17 protein-coding genes are annotated in these 18,190 nt (G+C 53.7%); 8 read left to right on the forward strand and 9 right to left on the reverse strand.

The annotated features are described in order from the left end of the window. The first annotated feature begins 220 nt into the window (after window positions 1-220). Both speD and speE read left to right on the forward strand, forming a co-directional pair. Window positions 221-736, forward strand: coding sequence for an adenosylmethionine decarboxylase (gene speD, locus O2N63_RS16450; protein WP_271055395.1), 516 nt, complete (start codon window positions 221-223; stop codon window positions 734-736). Continuing rightward, a complete protein-coding gene (gene speE, locus O2N63_RS16455) occupies window positions 733-1,587 on the forward strand; it encodes a polyamine aminopropyltransferase (protein WP_271055396.1) in 855 nt (284 codons plus the stop codon). Before speD ends, speE begins: the two co-directional genes overlap by 4 nt. Before the next feature lie 79 nt (window positions 1,588-1,666). Here speE and O2N63_RS16460 read toward each other — a convergent pair whose 3' ends face one another. Further along, window positions 1,667-3,109: an aminotransferase-like domain-containing protein gene (locus O2N63_RS16460; RefSeq protein WP_271055397.1), complete on the reverse strand. Its 1,443-nt coding sequence runs from the start codon at window positions 3,107-3,109 to the stop codon at window positions 1,667-1,669. A gap of 94 nt (window positions 3,110-3,203) precedes the next feature. Here O2N63_RS16460 and O2N63_RS16465 point away from each other — a divergent pair, with 94 nt between their 5' ends. Next, a complete protein-coding gene (locus tag O2N63_RS16465) occupies window positions 3,204-3,437 on the forward strand; it encodes a DUF1127 domain-containing protein (RefSeq protein WP_271055398.1) in 234 nt (77 codons plus the stop codon). A gap of 136 nt (window positions 3,438-3,573) precedes the next feature. Here the strand turns inward: O2N63_RS16465 and O2N63_RS16470 are convergent, their stop codons facing one another. Further along, the gene (locus tag O2N63_RS16470; RefSeq protein ID WP_271055399.1) at window positions 3,574-3,999 is read right to left on the reverse strand and encodes a PaaI family thioesterase; all 426 of its coding nucleotides are present in this window, start codon (window positions 3,997-3,999) and stop codon (window positions 3,574-3,576) included. Between the two features lie 104 nt (window positions 4,000-4,103). Between O2N63_RS16470 and O2N63_RS16475 the strand changes: the two genes are divergently transcribed. After that, window positions 4,104-4,898 carry an enoyl-CoA hydratase gene (locus tag O2N63_RS16475; protein ID WP_271055400.1) on the forward strand — a complete coding sequence of 265 codons (795 nt, stop codon included), beginning with the start codon at window positions 4,104-4,106 and terminating at the stop codon, window positions 4,896-4,898. Between the two features lie 149 nt (window positions 4,899-5,047). Here the strand turns inward: O2N63_RS16475 and O2N63_RS16480 are convergent, their stop codons facing one another. Further along, window positions 5,048-5,254, reverse strand: a complete 207-nt coding sequence (locus O2N63_RS16480; RefSeq protein ID WP_271055401.1) for a DUF6356 family protein — start codon at window positions 5,252-5,254, stop codon at window positions 5,048-5,050. A gap of 113 nt (window positions 5,255-5,367) precedes the next feature. Between O2N63_RS16480 and O2N63_RS16485 the strand changes: the two genes are divergently transcribed. The 3 genes from O2N63_RS16485 (at window position 5,368) to typA (ending at window position 8,142) form a co-directional block, all read left to right on the forward strand. Then, window positions 5,368-5,826: an Lrp/AsnC family transcriptional regulator gene (locus O2N63_RS16485; protein ID WP_271055402.1), complete on the forward strand. Its 459-nt coding sequence runs from the start codon at window positions 5,368-5,370 to the stop codon at window positions 5,824-5,826. Between the two features lie 92 nt (window positions 5,827-5,918). Next, window positions 5,919-6,248 (forward strand): SMR family transporter, encoded by a 330-nt coding sequence (locus tag O2N63_RS16490; RefSeq protein ID WP_271055403.1) that lies wholly within the window; start codon window positions 5,919-5,921, stop codon window positions 6,246-6,248. Window positions 6,249-6,321: 73 nt separating this feature from the next. Beyond that, entirely contained in the window at window positions 6,322-8,142 is a 1,821-nt protein-coding gene (typA, locus tag O2N63_RS16495) for a translational GTPase TypA (RefSeq protein WP_271055404.1), read from the forward strand. A 61-nt stretch (window positions 8,143-8,203) separates the two neighbouring features. Here the strand turns inward: typA and O2N63_RS16500 are convergent, their stop codons facing one another. Next, complete coding sequence (locus O2N63_RS16500) at window positions 8,204-9,070, reverse strand: hypothetical protein (protein WP_271055405.1); 867 nt, start codon at window positions 9,068-9,070, stop codon at window positions 8,204-8,206. A 260-nt stretch (window positions 9,071-9,330) separates the two neighbouring features. Between O2N63_RS16500 and O2N63_RS16505 the strand changes: the two genes are divergently transcribed. Next, window positions 9,331-9,912, forward strand: a complete 582-nt coding sequence (locus O2N63_RS16505; RefSeq protein ID WP_271055406.1) for a VOC family protein — start codon at window positions 9,331-9,333, stop codon at window positions 9,910-9,912. Window positions 9,913-9,915: 3 nt separating this feature from the next. Here O2N63_RS16505 and O2N63_RS16510 read toward each other — a convergent pair whose 3' ends face one another. The 5 genes from O2N63_RS16510 to O2N63_RS16530 all read right to left on the reverse strand — a co-directional run bounded on the left by O2N63_RS16510 (window position 9,916) and on the right by O2N63_RS16530 (window position 18,166). After that, on the reverse strand, window positions 9,916-10,203 hold the full coding sequence (locus O2N63_RS16510; protein WP_271055407.1) for a DUF1330 domain-containing protein: 288 nt from the start codon (window positions 10,201-10,203) through the stop codon (window positions 9,916-9,918). A 92-nt stretch (window positions 10,204-10,295) separates the two neighbouring features. Further along, on the reverse strand, window positions 10,296-12,941 hold the full coding sequence (alaS, locus tag O2N63_RS16515) for an alanine--tRNA ligase (protein ID WP_271055408.1): 2,646 nt from the start codon (window positions 12,939-12,941) through the stop codon (window positions 10,296-10,298). 151 nt (window positions 12,942-13,092) lie between these two features. Beyond that, a complete protein-coding gene (gene recA, locus O2N63_RS16520) occupies window positions 13,093-14,166 on the reverse strand; it encodes a recombinase RecA (protein WP_271055409.1) in 1,074 nt (357 codons plus the stop codon). A gap of 191 nt (window positions 14,167-14,357) precedes the next feature. Further along, window positions 14,358-16,886, reverse strand: a complete 2,529-nt coding sequence (locus O2N63_RS16525) for an ATP-binding protein (protein WP_408629825.1) — start codon at window positions 16,884-16,886, stop codon at window positions 14,358-14,360. A 116-nt stretch (window positions 16,887-17,002) separates the two neighbouring features. After that, window positions 17,003-18,166 carry an RsmB/NOP family class I SAM-dependent RNA methyltransferase gene (locus O2N63_RS16530; RefSeq protein WP_271055410.1) on the reverse strand — a complete coding sequence of 388 codons (1,164 nt, stop codon included), beginning with the start codon at window positions 18,164-18,166 and terminating at the stop codon, window positions 17,003-17,005. Window positions 18,167-18,190: the final 24 nt, after the last annotated feature.

An 18,190-nucleotide genomic window follows, 5' to 3' on the forward strand; every position in this document is an offset into this window, starting at 1 on the left:
CACGGACAATGATGCAAATCAACCCGCTGATTTGTCTGTATCTTGGGTATTTTGAGCGCGTTTCACAAAAATTTCACCAACACGAAAACTTTTCCTTGATCGACTCACACGCTCCCCCTAAACGCGCATCACTTTCGGGACCGATCCCAACTTCAGGAGCTTTCTGGGGGGGCGCTAAGGGACCGACTGGAACGAACTGCTGGTAACGAAGGGGAGCATTATGAAGGATGCAGACCTCTTCCAACTGGGGATCGGTCTGGAGACAGGCGCCCACGAGGAAGGCTCACACGGCCCGATTGCGGCCAATTCAAATATTGCATGCGAATTGCTGGACGAAGACCGTCACGACCATTTCATTCGTCGCGACGGCAAGGTTTTTGCAGGCACCCACCTGATCATCGAAGTGATGGACGGGCATGGGCTTGATGACGAAGCGCGTATTCAAAAAGCGTTTCGCGATTGCGTCGAAGAATGCGGTGCCACGCTTCTGCACATCCACACCCACAAATTCAGCCCACAAGGGGTGAGCGGCGTGGCTGTGCTGTCGGAAAGCCATATCTCGGTACATACATGGCCCGAGATCGGCTATGGCGCTTTCGATGTCTTCATGTGCGGTGATGCGCAGCCCTGGAAAGCGGTTGATGTCTTGAAAGCGGCCTTTGGCACCGAAAACGTGCGCGTGAAAGAGCTTTTGCGTGGCGACGGGATTGTCGGGTCCGAGGAGGCCGCGGCATGAGCGATCAGGAAAACTGGCTCACTGAAAAGCTGCATGATCACTATGCGCAGTCACTGCGCACGGACGAGATGCTGTATGACAGCAAGACCAAGCATCAGCGCCTGAAAGTGTTTCAAAACGGCACCTTTGGCCGGATCCTGACGCTGGATGACGTGGTGCAGACCACCGAGGGCGACAATTTCATCTATCACGAGATGCTGACCCATGTGCCGATCCTTGCCCATGGCGCCACAAAGCGTGTGCTGATTGTGGGTGGTGGAGATGGCGGGATGGCCCGCGCTGCACTTGACCACAAAACTGTTGAGCATGTGACCATGGTCGAGATTGACGCTGGTGTGGTGGAGTTCTCGAAAGAATATCTGCCGATGCTCAGTCGCGGTGCCTTCGATGATCCGCGCCTGAACCTGGTCATTGCGGATGGCGCTGACTTCATGCGTGACACCGATGGTGGGTTTGACGTAATAATCATCGACTCGACCGACCCAATCGGTCCGGGTGAAGTTCTCTTCACAGATCATTTCTATGGTCACGCGAAAAAGGCGTTGGCACCGGGCGGCATTCTGGTCACGCAAAACGGCGTACCCTTCATGCAGGGCGACGAACTGACCGGCACCATGCGCGCTTTCCAATCGCTTTTTGCTGATGCGACCTGCTATCTGGCCACCATTCCGACCTACGCAGGCGGGCCGATGGCTTTAGGCTGGGGCACCGACAGCGACGCGCGTCAAGTGCCGCTTGAGGTGCTTGAAGCGCGCTTTGCCGAGGCTGGTATCGAGACGAACTACTACACCCCCGCGGTGCATAAGGGCGCATTTGCCCTGCCCCCATACGTCTCTCGACTTATTCCCTGATTTGACTGGGCCCTGTCCGGATTGAAAATACAACCTTCAAAACGCTCCGCCCCGCCGGGGCGTTTTGCATTTTTTGGGATCAAGCGCTGAGGCTTTCCGGCGGGTGATCCAGCATGCGGGCAATCTCCTCCAGCACCGCACGGAACCGGTCCAGAGGCATCTGCCCATTTACGGAAATGCGCACGGCATGAACCGCGGGCCCATCCCGAAGGGAAAAATCATCCCCCGGACGCACACGAATCCCTTTGGCTTCGGCCAACTGGCTGAAATTTGAAACCCGCCACCCATCTGGCAACCTCAACCAGAAAAACGGAACGTCGTGGCTCCAACCAAGGTCAAACCGTCCCAGAACGTTCAAGGCAACTTCGATATATTCCCGGTTCTTCTCTTGCATCCGCGTCAGGATTTTCGGCAATCCCGGATGGGTCAACACCTGATAAAGCGTCTCAAAAGCCGGGGCTGAAATCCCGAAATAGTTCACATCCACCACTCTGCGCAGCTTGCCCGCCCAATTGTTCGGCGCAACAACATACCCTGCGCGCAAAGCCGGTGAGATTGTTTTTGAAAATGAGGTTATGAACCAGCCCTGTTCTGGAAGCAGGCTGCGATAGTTCGGTCCGACCGGCGCGCCCAATCTGTAACAATCATCCTGAACAACATGAAATCCGCGTCGACGTGCGATCTCAGCCACCAGATGACGCCGCGCGCCGCTGGTTACAGTACAGGTGGGATTATGCGCTTCAGGCATGGTGAACAGAAGCCGGGCGTCGGTGTCACGCGCGATCCGATCCAACGCTTTGGGGTCAACACCCTCCGCATCCATAGGAACGGCCACGACCTCGGCCCCCAACAGTTCCACCGCCCGGCGCAAGCCGGGATAGGAATGCTCCTCGACCATCACAACACGGCTTCCTTCAGCCAGCAAGGTCTGCATGGACAGCATAATCCCGTTCTGACCGCCATTGGTCACAACCACATCATCCGGATCAGCCGAGATCCGCATATCTTCTGGTAAATCCATATGTATGGTTTTACGTAAATGCCGCTGGGCCTCGAAAAACGGATAGCGTAGCAGCATTGCATCCGGCAGCTGCGCCGCCGCCGATATCGCCTCGCGGATTACCTGAACCTGCCCCACATCCGGCAAACGCGGCGCAAAGAGGAAATCATTTTCCGGCTCTTTGTGCAGCGCCAATTCCTGAAAGGTGGCCTTCTGAGATGCTGGGCGTTGCGACGAACTTTGCTGCGGGTGCCGCGCTGGGGTTTGCACTTCGGGTTTACCAATGACAAACGTGCCCCGTCCCACCTCAGTCTTAACCCATCCCTCATCCGAGAGGATCGAATAAGCACGGGCCACGGTTCCGGGGGTGATGCCAATCTTCCAGGCAAGGTCCCGCACCGGTGGTAGCTTTTCCCCGACCGGAAGCTCGCCGGTTTCAATCGCCTGCTGCACCCCGGTGACCAGCCGTCGATATTTCGGCCCGTCACCCGATAAAAGCGTTTCAGCAAATATTGTACCCATTACAATGTTCCGATTGTTTTGAATTACGTCATTTTGTATCAACACAATATTGGCACACTTGCCATATTGTATCAATACAATACTGGAGATTAACATGGATCACGGATACAGCTCTCGGCAAGATCGTCTTGCCTATCTCAACACACATGCCTCTTTGCCCGCCATGGCGGAAGTCGCTTTGTTCGTTGCCGTGACCTGGACCAAATGGGCCGAGCGGCGGCAAATGCGAAAGAACTTGCGCGACCTGCCGGAGTTTCGGCTGAAGGATATTGGTGTCACTAAGAGCGAAGCAGATCTGGAAGCGGATAAACCGTTCTGGAAAGGCTAACGGAAAAACCAAACACCAACACGAAACCTCTTCCTGGGCCGGGGCTTTCCCCGGCCATTTTTTTATCCGCCCAACTGTACTCTCTCGATGTCACGGTTCTCAACCCGTGCCCATCGGCGTTCAAAACCTAGTCCCCTCAAGCCTTCTCGGGCGGGATGGAGTAGGTCAAACTGGCGCGGGCAACCGGTGCGTCATCGCCTTCGGAATGGATCAACACATCCCCCACTGCCAGTACCCGACCCAGCTTGTGCAATTTGCAATGGGCAATCAAATCCGCATCCGGTCGTGGCTTGCGCATAAAATCGATCGCGCAATTGGTGGTCACCGCGAGCGCCTTGGGGCCAATCATCGCAAGGATCGCGAGATACATCGATACATCCGCCAAGGCAAACATGGTTGGACCAGAAACGGTACCACCGGGTCGCAGGTGCTTGTCCCCTACCCGCTTTCGCATCGTGATCTGCATGGGCGCCACATCGGCCACTTCGAATTCATCTGCCACCTGCAGGAATTGCTCGTGCAGAAACTTTGTCAGATCATCCCTGCTCATCTTCAACTGCATCGTTTTCTCCCATTATTCGCCCGTCACGCGACGTTCTTTTTCATTCCGCTACGGAAATGCCCCAATTGCCCCTATCGTGACCGGCGAAGCCAAGGGAGGACAAGATGGCAGACCCGATTCTGATCCGTAAGGACGCTGCGTCAGTGGCACATTTGACACTGAACAACCCCGGTGCGCTGAATGCGTTGTCAGAAGAGATGATAACGGAACTGACGGCAGAACTGGAACGGATTTCAGAAGATGGCACCATTCGAGCCGTCATCATCTCAGGTGCAGGCAAGGTTTTTTGTGCTGGCCACGATCTGAAACAGATGACCGCAGCACGGCAATCTGAGGATGGTGGGAAATCTTATTTTCAGGATCTCTTCGCCCGCTGCGCCCGGATGATGACGCTGATCACTCAAATGCCGCAGCCAGTGATTGCCCAAGTCCATGGGATCGCCACTGCGGCAGGATGCCAACTGGTGGCAAGCTGTGACATGGCTGTGGCTGCGAGCGGTACCCGCTTTGGTGTAAACGGAGTGAATATCGGTCTGTTCTGCTCCACCCCTATGGTGGCCCTCAGCCGCAACATCCCACGCAAACAAGCCTTTGAAATGCTCACAACTGGGGCATTCATTTCCGCCGACCGGGCCGCCGAACTTGGATTAATCAACCGCGTTGTGCCACATGAGGATCTTGAAACAGAGACCCTCACCCTTGCCAATACTGTGGCCTCTAAACTTGGTAATGCAGTGAAAATCGGAAAATCCGCTTTTTACGACCAGTTCTCGATGGATCTTCAAGACGCATATGCGTTTACCGGCGACGTCATGGCGGAAAACATGATGTTTCAGGACACCGAAGAAGGGATCAACGCCTTTATCGAAAAGCGTGCCCCGAATTGGGATCAGAGCTGAAACGGGATAATTTCAACACCACCTCCTTCAGACCGAGCCACACGCCTGCTGACTTGAAGACCAGCGGCACCAGACTGACGGCGCGAAGTGATCGAATTTGGTCGGCAGATTAGGATCTTACCAGGCAACCCATCGACACATATCGCCCCTCATTGCCCTCGGTTATGGGTCCGGGCATAAAGATCTGCCGTGATCCGGCTTGCTGTCTTGTCAAATGCCGCAGGAATTAGGGCATGTATAAGTGCCGCCCCAGCCGCTAGGAAAAGCCAGAAGGCAAATCCTGCCGCAAATCTTGCATGCTCGAAATAGCTTTCTTCGACCGACGCGGGGTGGTCCAGGAAGATACGTTTAATCATGTCGCGCTCCGTGTTCTGTGTTCCTTCAATAAATCGAAATTCAACAAAGAATTTATCCCAATCTCACTACAAAATCAGTAGATATTGTGAGCTTCTCCCGCTATTCTTCCCAAATGGTGGAAATTGATGCATTAGACCGAAAAATACTAGGCGAGTTGCAACGCAACGCAGATCTGAGTCTGGAAGACCTTGGTGCGCGTGTAAACTTGTCTCGCAATGCCTGCTGGCGGCGCATCCGTCAGTTGCAAGAGGCAGGTGTCATTCGCAAACGTGTAGCCCTTCTGGATGGCGACAAACTGGGGCTCGGCCTGTCTGTTTTTATCCAGATCCGAACCGCCAACCATGCCCCCGGCTGGCTGGACAAATTCGCCCGTGCGACACAAGACCTGCCTGAAGTTCTTGGGGCCTATCGCATGACAGGGGATCTAGACTATCTGATCCGTGCGCGTGTGGCCGACATGGCGGATTATGATCGGTTATACCAAGCCCTGATCTCACGCGTCGAACTCAGTGACGTTTCTGCAAGTTTCGTGATGGAAGAGCTGAAAGACACAACTGAACTGCCGTTGTGAGAACGGATGGCGACACAACATGTCGCAACCAGACATGATCCCTCGCGGCCCGAAGGCCAGATTGTATCATCATCACAGCCCAAAGGTTCAACATGCCCTATCTCGTATTGATCTTCGCCGTGATCGCCGAAACCATAGGCACCTCTGCCCTGCAGGCCAGTCATCAGTTCACACGTCTCTGGCCTTCGGTGACCGTGGTGGTTGCCTATGGGATTAGTTTTGCGCTCTTGGCTTGGGTTTTGAAATTCATGCCGGTCGGGATTGCATATGCGCTCTGGTCCGGGCTTGGGATCGTTTTCATTGCGATCATCGGGTTCACCGTATTTGGCCAGAAACTCGATGTTCCGGCTGTCATCGGATTGACCCTGATCGTGGCTGGTATAGCGGTGATCAACCTCTTTTCGGCCACATCGACGCATTAGTGGACATTAAGGCTGGCAATTCGCCCCAACTCACGCTATTCGCGCCCCAACTTCCTTTGAAAAGGCGCGCAACATGGACCTTCGCAATATCGCGATTATCGCTCACGTTGACCACGGCAAAACCACGCTGGTTGACGAACTTCTGAAACAATCCGGCGCGTTTCGCGAAAATCAGGCTGTGGCTGAACGGGCCATGGACAGCAATGATCTGGAACGCGAGCGCGGCATTACCATTTTTGCCAAACCAACCTCGGTTGAGTGGAAAGACACGCGGATCAATATCGTCGACACCCCGGGTCACGCCGACTTCGGCGGTGAGGTTGAGCGGATCCTGTCGATGGTGGACGGGGTTGTTTTGCTGGTGGACGCCGCTGAAGGCCCGATGCCGCAAACCAAGTTTGTGACCTCAAAGGCATTGGCCCTGGGCCTGCGCCCGATTGTTGTTCTGAACAAGGTCGACAAGCCAGATGCTGAACCGGACCGTGCGCTGGACGAGTGTTTTGATCTCTTTGCCTCTCTGGATGCAACCGAAGACCAGCTCGATTTCCCGCATATGTATGCTTCTGGCCGCAACGGCTGGGCTGATGCTGAGTTGGATGGACCACGCCAAGACCTGCACGCGCTCTTCAACCTGATCGTAAACCACGTGCCTAAACCCAAGCAGATCGCCCATAAAGATGAAGATTTCTCGATGCTGGCAACCACTCTGGGTTCCGACCCGTTTGTGGGCCGTGTTCTCACCGGTCGCGTGGAAACCGGCCGCCTCAAGGTAGGGGCCACCGTGCAGGCCATCTCGCGCATTGGCCAAAAAATCGAACAGTTCCGTGTGACCAAGATTCAGGCGTTCCGTGGCCTGGCCCAGCAGGACATCGAAGAAGCCATAGCCGGTGACATCGTGTCGATTGCAGGTATGGCAAAATCAACCGTGGCAGATACGATCTGTGCGCTGGCGGTGGAAGAACCTCTTGAAGCACAACCGATCGACCCCCCCACCATCACGGTAACCTTCGGCATCAATGACAGCCCGCTTGCAGGTCGTGACGGCAAAAAAGTTCAGTCGCGCGTGATCCGCGACCGTCTGCACAAAGAAGCCGAAAGCAACGTGGCCATCAAGATCGAGGACACGCCCGGAGGCGAAGCCTTTGAGGTATCAGGTCGTGGCGAGCTCCAGATGGGTGTTCTGATCGAAAACATGCGCCGTGAAGGGTTTGAGCTGTCGATCTCGCGCCCACAGGTGATCATGCGCGAAGAAAACGGCCAGAAGGTCGAACCAATCGAAGAAGCCACCATTGATGTGGATGACGAGTACTCCGGCGCAGTGATCGAAAAACTCACCGGTTCGCGCAAAGGTGAATTGGTGGAAATGCGTCCCGCAGGGGCTGGCAAAACCCGCATTATCGCCCATGTACCGTCACGCGGCCTGATCGGTTATCACGGCGAGTTCCTCACGGACACCCGCGGCACCGGCGTTCTGAACCGCGTGTTCCATGGGTGGGCACCTTTCAAAGGCGCCATTCCGGGCCGTCGCGCCGGTGTTCTGATCTCGATGGAAAACGGAACTTCAGTTGCCTACGCCCTTTGGAACCTTGAAGAGCGCGGCAAGATGATGATTGGCGCTCAGGAAGATGTGTATCAGGGCATGATCATCGGCGAACATTCCCGTGACAACGACCTTGAGGTGAACCCGCTCAAGGGTAAGAAACTCACCAACGTACGTGCCTCAGGTACGGATGATGCGGTGCGCCTGACCACGCCGATGACCCTGTCGCTGGAAGAAGCCATCGCTTATATCAATGACGACGAGTTGGTGGAAGTGACCCCCAACAACATCCGTCTGCGCAAGCGCTATCTGGATCCGCATGAACGCAAGCGGATGGCAAAAGCCAGCCAGTAAATCCACACTGGATTCGAGAATTCAAAAAGGGGCCTCAGGGCCCCTTTTTCATTTAGAAAGTTCAGTAATTAACCCGCGGAGGTGCGCCCATCGGGTCAATCTCATGCTTCTTGCACAACTTCCCGATCAAACTCGCAGGATGCGGAGGAACGAATTCTTCCTGCCGGGCAAACTTCTTTCGCATCGGTTTGCCGCCAATGTGGTGCACCGTGTAACTTTCATCCGTCAACTCGAGAGGGTTTCTTTGTGGACGGAAATAGTTTTTTCTGATCGAAAACGGATCAAACGGATTGAATGCTTTGGCACCAAGCGCATGGGCACTCTCACCTGTTTTTTTCAGGAAGTAGTTTACCGCAATTGGTCCAAACAACGTGTAGTGCATTTTGGGCAAATCATCCAAGGAAACCGTAAAACCACCCTCCTCTGCCGGCAACAACTCTACTCCCTTTTCACGAACCACACGACGAATTGGTCGTTCATTACGCCAATCAGCTTCAAAAAAGGGATCCGGTCGGTTTAGCATTTTCAGAAGCCCCTGCAATGCGGGCGATTCTGGAGGCAGACGAAACACCGCATTGCAAAGCTGTCGAGGGCTGGCAGGTGCAATCAGGTAAGGATCGTCTGGAAGAGGTTTAAGACAAACCACATCGCAGTCCACCCACACTTCCCCTGTTTTCTGTATCATCAACATTCGAAATCGATCAGAAAACGCCGCCAGATTGCCGACCTTCATATGGGCGCATCGGTGGGGATCGGGAACAATCTTGCTTGCATCGACCAATTTGACGCCCTTCGGGGCATTGCGAATTTTGTCGTATGAATACAGCGTCACCTCATGTCCGCAATCGACAAAAGACTGCAGGCAAAGCTGCTCCAAAAAAGACAGTTCCAATCCTGCCCAAAAAGATCCGATTTTTGGAAGTACCATTTATTCTGCTCTATTTATTTATTCGTACAGCCATCTGTATACGTAGTTATTGAAGCAATCCAACATTTTGAATTTTCGTTTCTCGGCCGATTGCACGAACACGGGTTAAACCCGTCAATGCCAGATGCTAGGCCTTAGCGATTGTTTATCCATTTACCCTAAACCGGCATGGGTAGTTTTTATCTTCTGGAGGCATCGTTCCAATTTTGGGATTTGGTCATATTGCGCTATTCTATTAGACAAAGCTCGAGGGGGACGAGATGAAAAAAATTCAAGTGCAGGGCGTGCATCACATCACGATTAACGGAGCAGATCGTCAGACTTCGATTGATTTCTGGGAGGGCGTGCTGGGGATGCCGTTTATTTTTGATCAACCTAATCTCGACAACCCAAATGAAGGGCACCTTTATTTTGATCCTGGTGATGGTCGGTTGATCACCATTTTCACAAATGAGGACCGCAGCCCTGACGCAACCCCCACTCCAAACCGGTCAGGTTCTGTCCATCATTTGGCTTTTGCTGTTGATCGCGCAACATTCCTTCAAGCCATTAAACGCCTCGACGAACGAGAAATTGTTCATTCCGGCCCTAAAGATCGGGGTTTCATGGATTCCATTTACTTTAGGGATCCGCTTGGCCTGCTGATCGAGCTGGCCAGCTACAAATTTTCGCCCCCATCAGGATGCACCCATGCAGATGTTCTGATCCGCGCGCACCAACTGCGTTTCACCCGTGGGGACTACAATATCGCAGAAGAGCATTTGACGGACGCAATTGAAGAATTGGTCAAACAGCGTCAGGGTTCCCTGTCCGATGACAGAGGGCCGAAATCGCCCTACTGAAGTCTATTCGCTAGTCTCGACAATCAGAAGTTCACGTTCGGACGCATTTCGAGCATGGCCTAGTGCTTCCTGATACTCTGGGGAATGGTAACATTTTTCAGCATCTTCAACGCTGGGAAACTTCGCCACGACATTGCGCGGGCGCTCATTGCCTTCCAATTGCACATACCTTCCGGCACGAGCGATGAAATACCCACCGTGCTTCTCGATCGCAGGTCCCGCCAGTTTTGCGTATTTTCCATAGGCCTCTTCATCGGTCACGGTCACATGGGCAATCCAGAGTGCGGGCATTTTCATCTCCTGTAATAGAAAAGGTCGCGCCAGCATGGCACGACCCGTTCAATCTTGCGAGTGATTTTTGACCACCCGATCAACTATGTTCGTCAACCAGCCAAGACAGCCTCAGCCGCTTTGATGGCCCCCTCCGCATTCTCTGCCGAAGCTCCACCACCCTGAGCCAACTCAGGACGACCACCGCCGCCTTTGCCACCAAGTTCCGGTACTGCTGCTTTGACCAGATCCACTGCCGACAGATTGGCGATCAGATCTTTGGTCACACCAGCAGCCACAGCCACTTTGCCGTCATTATCAGCAATGATCAAAACTGCACCGCTCTCCAGCCCAGCCTTGTGCTCATTGACCAGCGCCTGAAGGTCCTTGCCACCGACACCCTGAACCACGGTTGCGAGGAATTTCACACCGTTGATCTCTTTCACTTCGGCCCCGGCACCCGCCGCTTTCGCAAGCTCGCGTTTCAGGGTCGAGATTTCGGCGTTCAGGGATCTTCGCTCATCCATGAGCGCCTTGATCCGGTCAACAACTTCACCCGGCTTTGCTTTCAACATGCCTTGAAGCGCTGCTGCCCGGGCGGCCTCTTCCTCGATATAGGCAAACGCCGCCTTACCCGTCAGCGCCTCAATGCGGCGAATTCCGGCAGCGCTGGCGCCTTCTGACAGAATGACACAAACGCCGATTTCACCCGTACGCGACACATGGGTGCCACCGCACAATTCAATGGAATAGGTCGCGCCTTCGGTGCCTTTGCCGGTGGGTGCATGGCCCATCGATACAACACGCACCTCGTCGCCGTATTTTTCTCCAAAGAGCGCCTGTGCGCCCATATCGCGCGCATCATCCGGCGTCATGATCCGGGTTTCAACCTTGGTGTTTTGGCGAATGTAGGTGTTCACCTCACGCGCCACGTTCGACAGCTGCTGTGGTGTCACACCTTTATTGTGGCTGAAGTCAAACCGTAGACGATCATCGGCATTCAAAGAACCGCGCTGCGCCACATGTTCACCCAGTTCGTTGCGCAGGGCTTCATGCAGCAAATGCGTAGCCGAGTGATTGGCTCGAATGGCCGAACGGCGCAGGTGATCTACGGACAATTCCGCCCCCTGGCCCACTTTGATCTCACCCTCTTCCACCAATGCAAAATGGATGAAGACATCGGCCACTTTCTTGGTATCGGAAATGCGAGCAGCGCCTGTTTCGGTTCGAATAAGGCCACTGTCCCCAACCTGACCACCGCTCTCGGCATAAAACGGCGTTTGATTTGCGACAATCTGAACTTCACTGCCCGCCTTGGCTGCATCCTGCTTTTCACTCCCAGAAATGAGCGCCAGCACCTGCCCTTCGGCATGTTCAGTGTCATAACCAAGGAATTCGGTCACGCCATGTTCTTCGGCCAGATCAAACCAGATTGTTGCGTCAGCAGCCTCTCCTGATCCGGACCAAGCCGCACGCGCCCGTTCTTTTTGCTCTTCCATCGCAGCATCAAATCCGGCCTGATCCACGCCACGTCCCTTTTCACGCAGAGCATCCTGCGTGAGGTCGAGCGGGAAGCCGTAGGTGTCATACAGCTTAAATGCAGTTTCGCCCGGCAGATCTGCGCCCTCTCCCAAGCCAGTCAGCTCGTCATCCAGAAGCTTCAACCCGCGATCAAGCGTCTTCTTAAATCGAGTTTCCTCATTCAGAAGGGTTTCCTCGATCATGGTTTGGGCACGGCCCAGCTCAGGATAGGCCTGCCCCATCTGCGCGACCAATTCTGGCACCAGGCGGTGCATAACCGGATCCCTGGCGCCCAGCAAATGCGCATGACGCATGGCACGGCGCATGATGCGGCGCAGCACGTAACCACGGCCCTCATTCGACGGAAGCACGCCATCGGCCATCAGGAACGAAGTCGAGCGCAAGTGGTCAGCAATTACGCGGTGATGCACGTTCTGTTCACCATAGGGGTCCACATTTGTGGCATGGGCAGAAGCCTCGATCAGCGCCTTGAACAAATCGGTGTCATAGTTGTCATGGCTGCCCTGCAACAAAGCGCCAATCCGCTCCAGCCCCATACCGGTGTCGATCGACTGCATGTCCAGAGGAACCATCGAGCCATCCGCAAACTGCTCGTTCTGCATGAAAACGATGTTCCAGATTTCAATGAACCGGTCGCCATCCTCTTCCGGGCTGCCCGGAGGGCCACCCCAGATGTGATCGCCGTGATCATAGAAAATTTCGGTGCAGGGACCACAGGGGCCGGTCGGCCCCATCTGCCAGAAATTGTCGTTGGTGGCGATGCGGATAATCCGATCTTCTGGCACCCCAACCTTTTTCCAGATCTCGAACGCCTCGTCATCGGTGTGATAGACCGTGGTGTAGAGTTTATCCTTCGGAATATCGAATTCGCCGGTGATCAACTCCCAGGCAAAGGGGATCGCTTCATTCTTGAAATAGTCGCCAAAGCTGAAATTGCCGAGCATTTCAAAGAAAGTGTGGTGGCGCGCCGTGTAACCCACATTGTCGAGGTCGTTGTGTTTACCGCCGGCGCGCACACATTTTTGTGCCGTCGTAGCCCGCACGTAATCACGCTTCTCCACCCCTGTGAAAAGGTTTTTGAACTGCACCATACCCGAGTTCACGAACATGAGTGTCGGGTCGTTGCGCGGCACGAGTGGGGAGCTGTCCACCACCTCATGTCCCTGCTTTTCGAAATAATCCAGGAAGGTCGAGCGAATGTCGTTCAGACTGGCCATGTGTCAATGCCTCTTGTCAGCTTTCGCAGTGGTTTACCCGCCCCTGCTCCCCCTGTCCACAGGCCAAGTAACTTCCAACCAGCCCAAAAAAACAAAAGGCCGGGATTGATCCCGACCCTTGTCGTCAATGCGTTGACATTGATGCGTTTGATCAGGCCTCTAACAAGCCATCATCTTCATCTCGTTCAGCGGGTGGCATTTCAAAATCCAGCCCGTGTGCCGCCCGTATCTTGTCTTCAATCTCAAGCGCGGTACGGGTGTTTTCACGCAAATAGTTCTTGGCATTCTCACGCCCCTGACCGATGCGCTCATCTCCGTAGCTAAACCAGGAGCCTGATTTCTCGACGACACCGGCCTTGACGCCAAGATCCAGAAGTTCACCCATTTTTGAGATCCCTTCACCGTACATGATGTCGAATTCAACTTGCTTGAACGGCGGCGCCACTTTGTTTTTCACCACTTTTACGCGGGTCGCATTGCCTACCACTTCATCTCGGTCCTTGATCGCACCGATACGGCGAATATCAAGACGTACCGAGCTATAGAACTTCAGTGCATTGCCGCCGGTCGTGGTTTCAGGGCTTCCAAACATTACGCCAATTTTCATGCGGATCTGGTTGATGAAAATCACCATGCAATTGGAACGCGCAATCGAGCTGGTCAGTTTACGCATCGCTTGGCTCATCAACCGGGCCTGAACACCAACACTGCTGTCGCCCATATCGCCTTCCAGCTCGGATTTTGGCGTCAGCGCTGCGACCGAGTCGACCACAACCATGTTCACTGCCCCGGAACGCACCAGCGTATCGACGATTTCAAGCGCCTGCTCTCCGGTGTCCGGCTGACTGATGAGAAGTTCATCGAGATCCACGCCGAGTTTCTTTGCATACATCGGATCCAACGCGTGCTCGGCGTCGACAAATGCACAAACTCCGCCTTTTTTCTGCTCTTCCGCCACACAATGCAATGTCAGCGTTGTCTTGCCAGAGCTTTCGGGGCCGTAGATTTCTACAACCCGCCCCTTCGGCAGACCACCAATTCCAAGAGCAATATCCAACCCAAGGGATCCGGTGGACGTGCTTTCAATTTCGGCGACCGGGTTATCGCCCCCAAGCTTCATAATAGAGCCTTTGCCGAATTGACGCTCGATCTGGGCCAATGCGCTGTCCAGCGCCTTTTTCTTGTCGCCTTCGCGTTTCATATCAAAAATATCCGCTGTCGCCATTGTTTCTTCCCTTATTCCACACCAACGAACATACGGCAACCTGGCCTTTGTTCACTTGATGTTCTTATATTCTCTTATAGGACAAAAAGAGAACATATCAACTTGTTATTTACCAACTCCACCGTATATCCAAGTTGGTTTCCAATTCATTAACAGCCCCAAGTCTGCTGTATCTCATTGTAATTATGTGGTTAATGAATTTGCCGTTGAACAGTCGAAGTCAATTCTGTCAGCGAAAATGGTTTTGGAAGGAACACTGAATTCGGCACACGCGCTTGATGTTCTGCAACCGAATCCTCGGCGTATCCGGATACAAACACCACCTTTACATGAGGGCGATTTTCCAACGCTTTCATGACCCATGTAGGACCATCCATTCCTGGCATGACAACATCCGTCACAAACACATCCACTTCCAGGGTTGGATCCTCAAGCAGACACAAAGCACTTTCAGCATCTTCAGCTTCGAGCACTGTATAACCTCGCATTCGCAGTGCTCTTGACGCAAACGCTCGGACCGATGCCTCGTCCTCAACCAACAAGACAACCCCACCGATAGACGCCGGGCTTGCGAGTTCATGTGTCGAAGACGGCAAGCCACGCCCGGTTTCTCGATCAGATGCAGTACTTGTCATGCTGGTCACTTTGGAAATGATTGAATTAACGGTTTGATTTTTGGGGGACGGTCTTATCGGTGAGGAGATGGCGTTTTCTTCGGCAAGTATCAGGGGGGCGATTTGATCTTGTTCGATGGTTTCAGGAGCTCCCATCTCCGCAAAGCCCCCTTCTGGGTGGCTGTCCAAATTAGAATTTGAACCTTCTTTCTCCTGTTTCCAGACCGGGAAATACAAAGTGAAAGTGGTACCTGACCCCGGAACAGTATCCACGAATATGAAACCACCCGTCTGTTTAACAATGCCATAGGCCATGGAAAGCCCAAGACCAGTGCCCTGCCCTGCATTTTTGGTTGTAAAAAACGGTTCAAAAATTTTGTTTATCTTATCCGCACCGATCCCAGTTCCATGATCGATCACCCGGACGGTGACATATTCACCTGCAGGAACTGTCGCTCGATCTCTCTCAAGAGCCCCATCTAAAATTACATTTCGCGTCTCAACCCGAACAACTCCTCCGTCCGGCATTGCATCCCGCGCATTTACAACAAGATTCATGATGACCTGGTCTAGCTGGCGCCGATCAGCACGTATCTCAAGCAATTTTTCATCGTGGTCCAGCTCAAGGCATACCTTCTCGCCCACCAAACGATTTAGGAGATGTGTCAAGTCGGACAACGTGTCAGACAAGTCAATCACTTCCGGGCGCAGAGTTTGCTTGCGCGAAAATGCGAGCAACTGTCCCACGAGCGAGGCCGCGCGGTTTGCGTTTTGATGAATTTGTGCAAGATCCGAAAACTCCGGATCCGCCTCGTCTCTACCGGTCAGCAACAGGTCACAATGACCCGAAATGGCCGTGAGGAGATTGTTGAAATCATGTGCGACCCCTCCTGCCAGTTGACCAATAGCCTGCATTTTCTGGCTTTGGACAAACTGTGCCTCGAGTGTCTTGAGTTCTGTTGCGTCTTGAAGCACCGCAACAAGAGTTGGCCCCTGATCATCACTCATCTGGCTGAGGGAAATTTGCAGGAACACCTCATCTTCCGGCTTACTGGCTCGGACCACCTCAGTACGACCAAGATGCCTTCCTGCATGCGCCTCTGCCAACCAATCTGAAACAGGACGCCCCAGCCCTTCAACCTGATCAGACAACATGGATCCAACTGCTGTTTCATCGGAAAGCAGGTCACGTGCTCTTTTATTGGCGATGGTAATTGCTCCGTTGGCATCCAGTTTCAACAGTGGAACTGGCAACAACTCAAGCCCGGCCCACTCACTTTTGGTCATCGAAGGGAGGTTATCTGCCGGAAGTAAATACAACTCTTTCCGTTCGGCAGAACAATTTACTTCGTGAACCACCACAGGGACCGGTCCGGATTTTCCGGACACATTCGTAACAACACCCGCGCGCACGGGGGTTTCTAAAAAAACGCGGTCTAAGGTTGTTTCTCGCCCGCCAAGTAAGAACCGCGCGGCTTCATTCATGAACAAGATGGTCCCGTTCTTTGATGCGGTTAGCATCGGAAGTGCTATATTTTCTCCTGTTCGACCTGCGCCTGCGACTTCTCCAAGAGCGTCAATTCGCCACAAAAAACCGGTGGCTTCCATCGCATGGACCGATACCCGCACATGCCCGCGCCTGAGAACAACATCTTCGCTCGCAGAATGTGACACCTCAGCACGGCTTTGAAGACGGGACAGCATTGCAGATGGGGAGGCATACAGATTTCGAAACGCCAGTGATAATGTGCGCCCTACTTCCGCCGAATATTGTACGGAACCGATTTGGTTCACATATATGACTTCTCCGTCAGGGTCAGTTGCAAAAATGGCCGAGGCGTCGTGTTCTGCATAGGAAGAAAGTGTCGCCCGAAGCCGTGAAAGCCGGATTAGATGCCACGTGCTCAGCCCTTTCACTAGCAGTGCAAGACAGAGCAGAGTTCCGCCACAAACCAACAGGGAAACAAATATCGAGAAGGGTAGTTCCGGTGCCAACATCGCGGTGGCAAGGATGCCTACAGCAAATGCGAACACATATAGGGAGCGCGGCGACAGATCCTGCGCGGTTTTTATCATTGGATGCGGAGACAAGGCAGAACGCGCCACGAGGCTCCCTTTCATAAGGATTCGATTGCTCTCCTTTTTGAGCGCGTATCGTTAACGCAGCCTTAACGATACCAAATCGCCCTTAGAAAAGCGCCATCAATCCCCCTCTGGTTGATTTAACCAACAGAAAACTCTCGCGTCAATAGAGCAATGTAAAATCCATCCCCACCATCCAAAGGGGTGAACTGCCGTTCTTGCTTAACAGCCCATTGCCCCGACAAAGTAGCCACCTGATCCTGATTTTCCGATCTGAACAGCGAGCAAGTTGCATATGCTATGGCGCCACCATCAGCCGTGTAAGATTGGATTTTCTTTAAAATATCAGACTGTATAGATCTTATTTCATCTAATCTTTCGCGGGAAAGGCTCCACTTTCCCTGCGGATCCCTGCGCCACGAACCACTCCCGGAACACGGGGCATCCGCAAGCACCAGATCAAATGGCGCCTGCTTGGACAGGTTCTCCGGCGAGCAAATCTCGATCTCCACACCAGCTCGTCTGGCACGGGTCGGAATGTCTTTCATACGACGCGTTGAAATGTCGTGTGCCACAACTTCGGCCCCAAGAGCCGCCATCGCCAGCGACTTCCCTCCACCGCCTGCACAGTAATCCAGAACGCGCATTCCTGGGCGAATTCCCAGTTGCTCCACTAATGCCTGAGAAGCAGCGTCCTGCAATTCAACCAGGCCATTACTATAAGCACTGGAAGCAGAAACTTTACGAGGATTTTCAACCACTTCCAAAGCAGAACTGGCAAGGTCATGCGAACGGCTTATCACCCCATCCTTGGCCAATTGCGACTGAGCTTCCTCACGGTTCACTTTCGCAAGATTTACCCGCAGAAACACCGGAGCGCGATCCCGAAGGAGCTTCAGGACCGCATCACATTCATCACCCAAACTGTTTTGAAACAACGGGTAACACCAATCCGGGCAATCCAGCGTTTCCGCGGTTGTTGGCTTAGTAGCAGGTTGCTGCTCGAAAGCAGAAAGCTCTTTCGGAGCGTGGCCAATGCCATTGAACAACGTCTCGGGATCAATCCCTTGCCCGCGCAACAAACCAATCATGGTTGCCCGACCGTCGGCACCCCCACCCAAGGCCTGCGACGAGCGCAATCGGCGAAGTGCGTCAAATACATGATCTCGGATCGCAGCGCGGTCTTTTGATCCGGCAAAGCGATGGCTGCGGGCCCAACCCGTCAGTGCTTTTTCAGCAGGCTGACCGGATAGGATGGTATCCAGCACTTCGATGGCGGCGGCGACGCGCGCACCGGGGGTCATCCCGCCCCCCAATACACATTAATT

Source organism: Aliiroseovarius salicola (assembly GCF_027891095.1).
In the GTDB taxonomy this organism is placed as follows: Bacteria; Pseudomonadota; Alphaproteobacteria; order Rhodobacterales; family Rhodobacteraceae; genus Aliiroseovarius; species Aliiroseovarius salicola.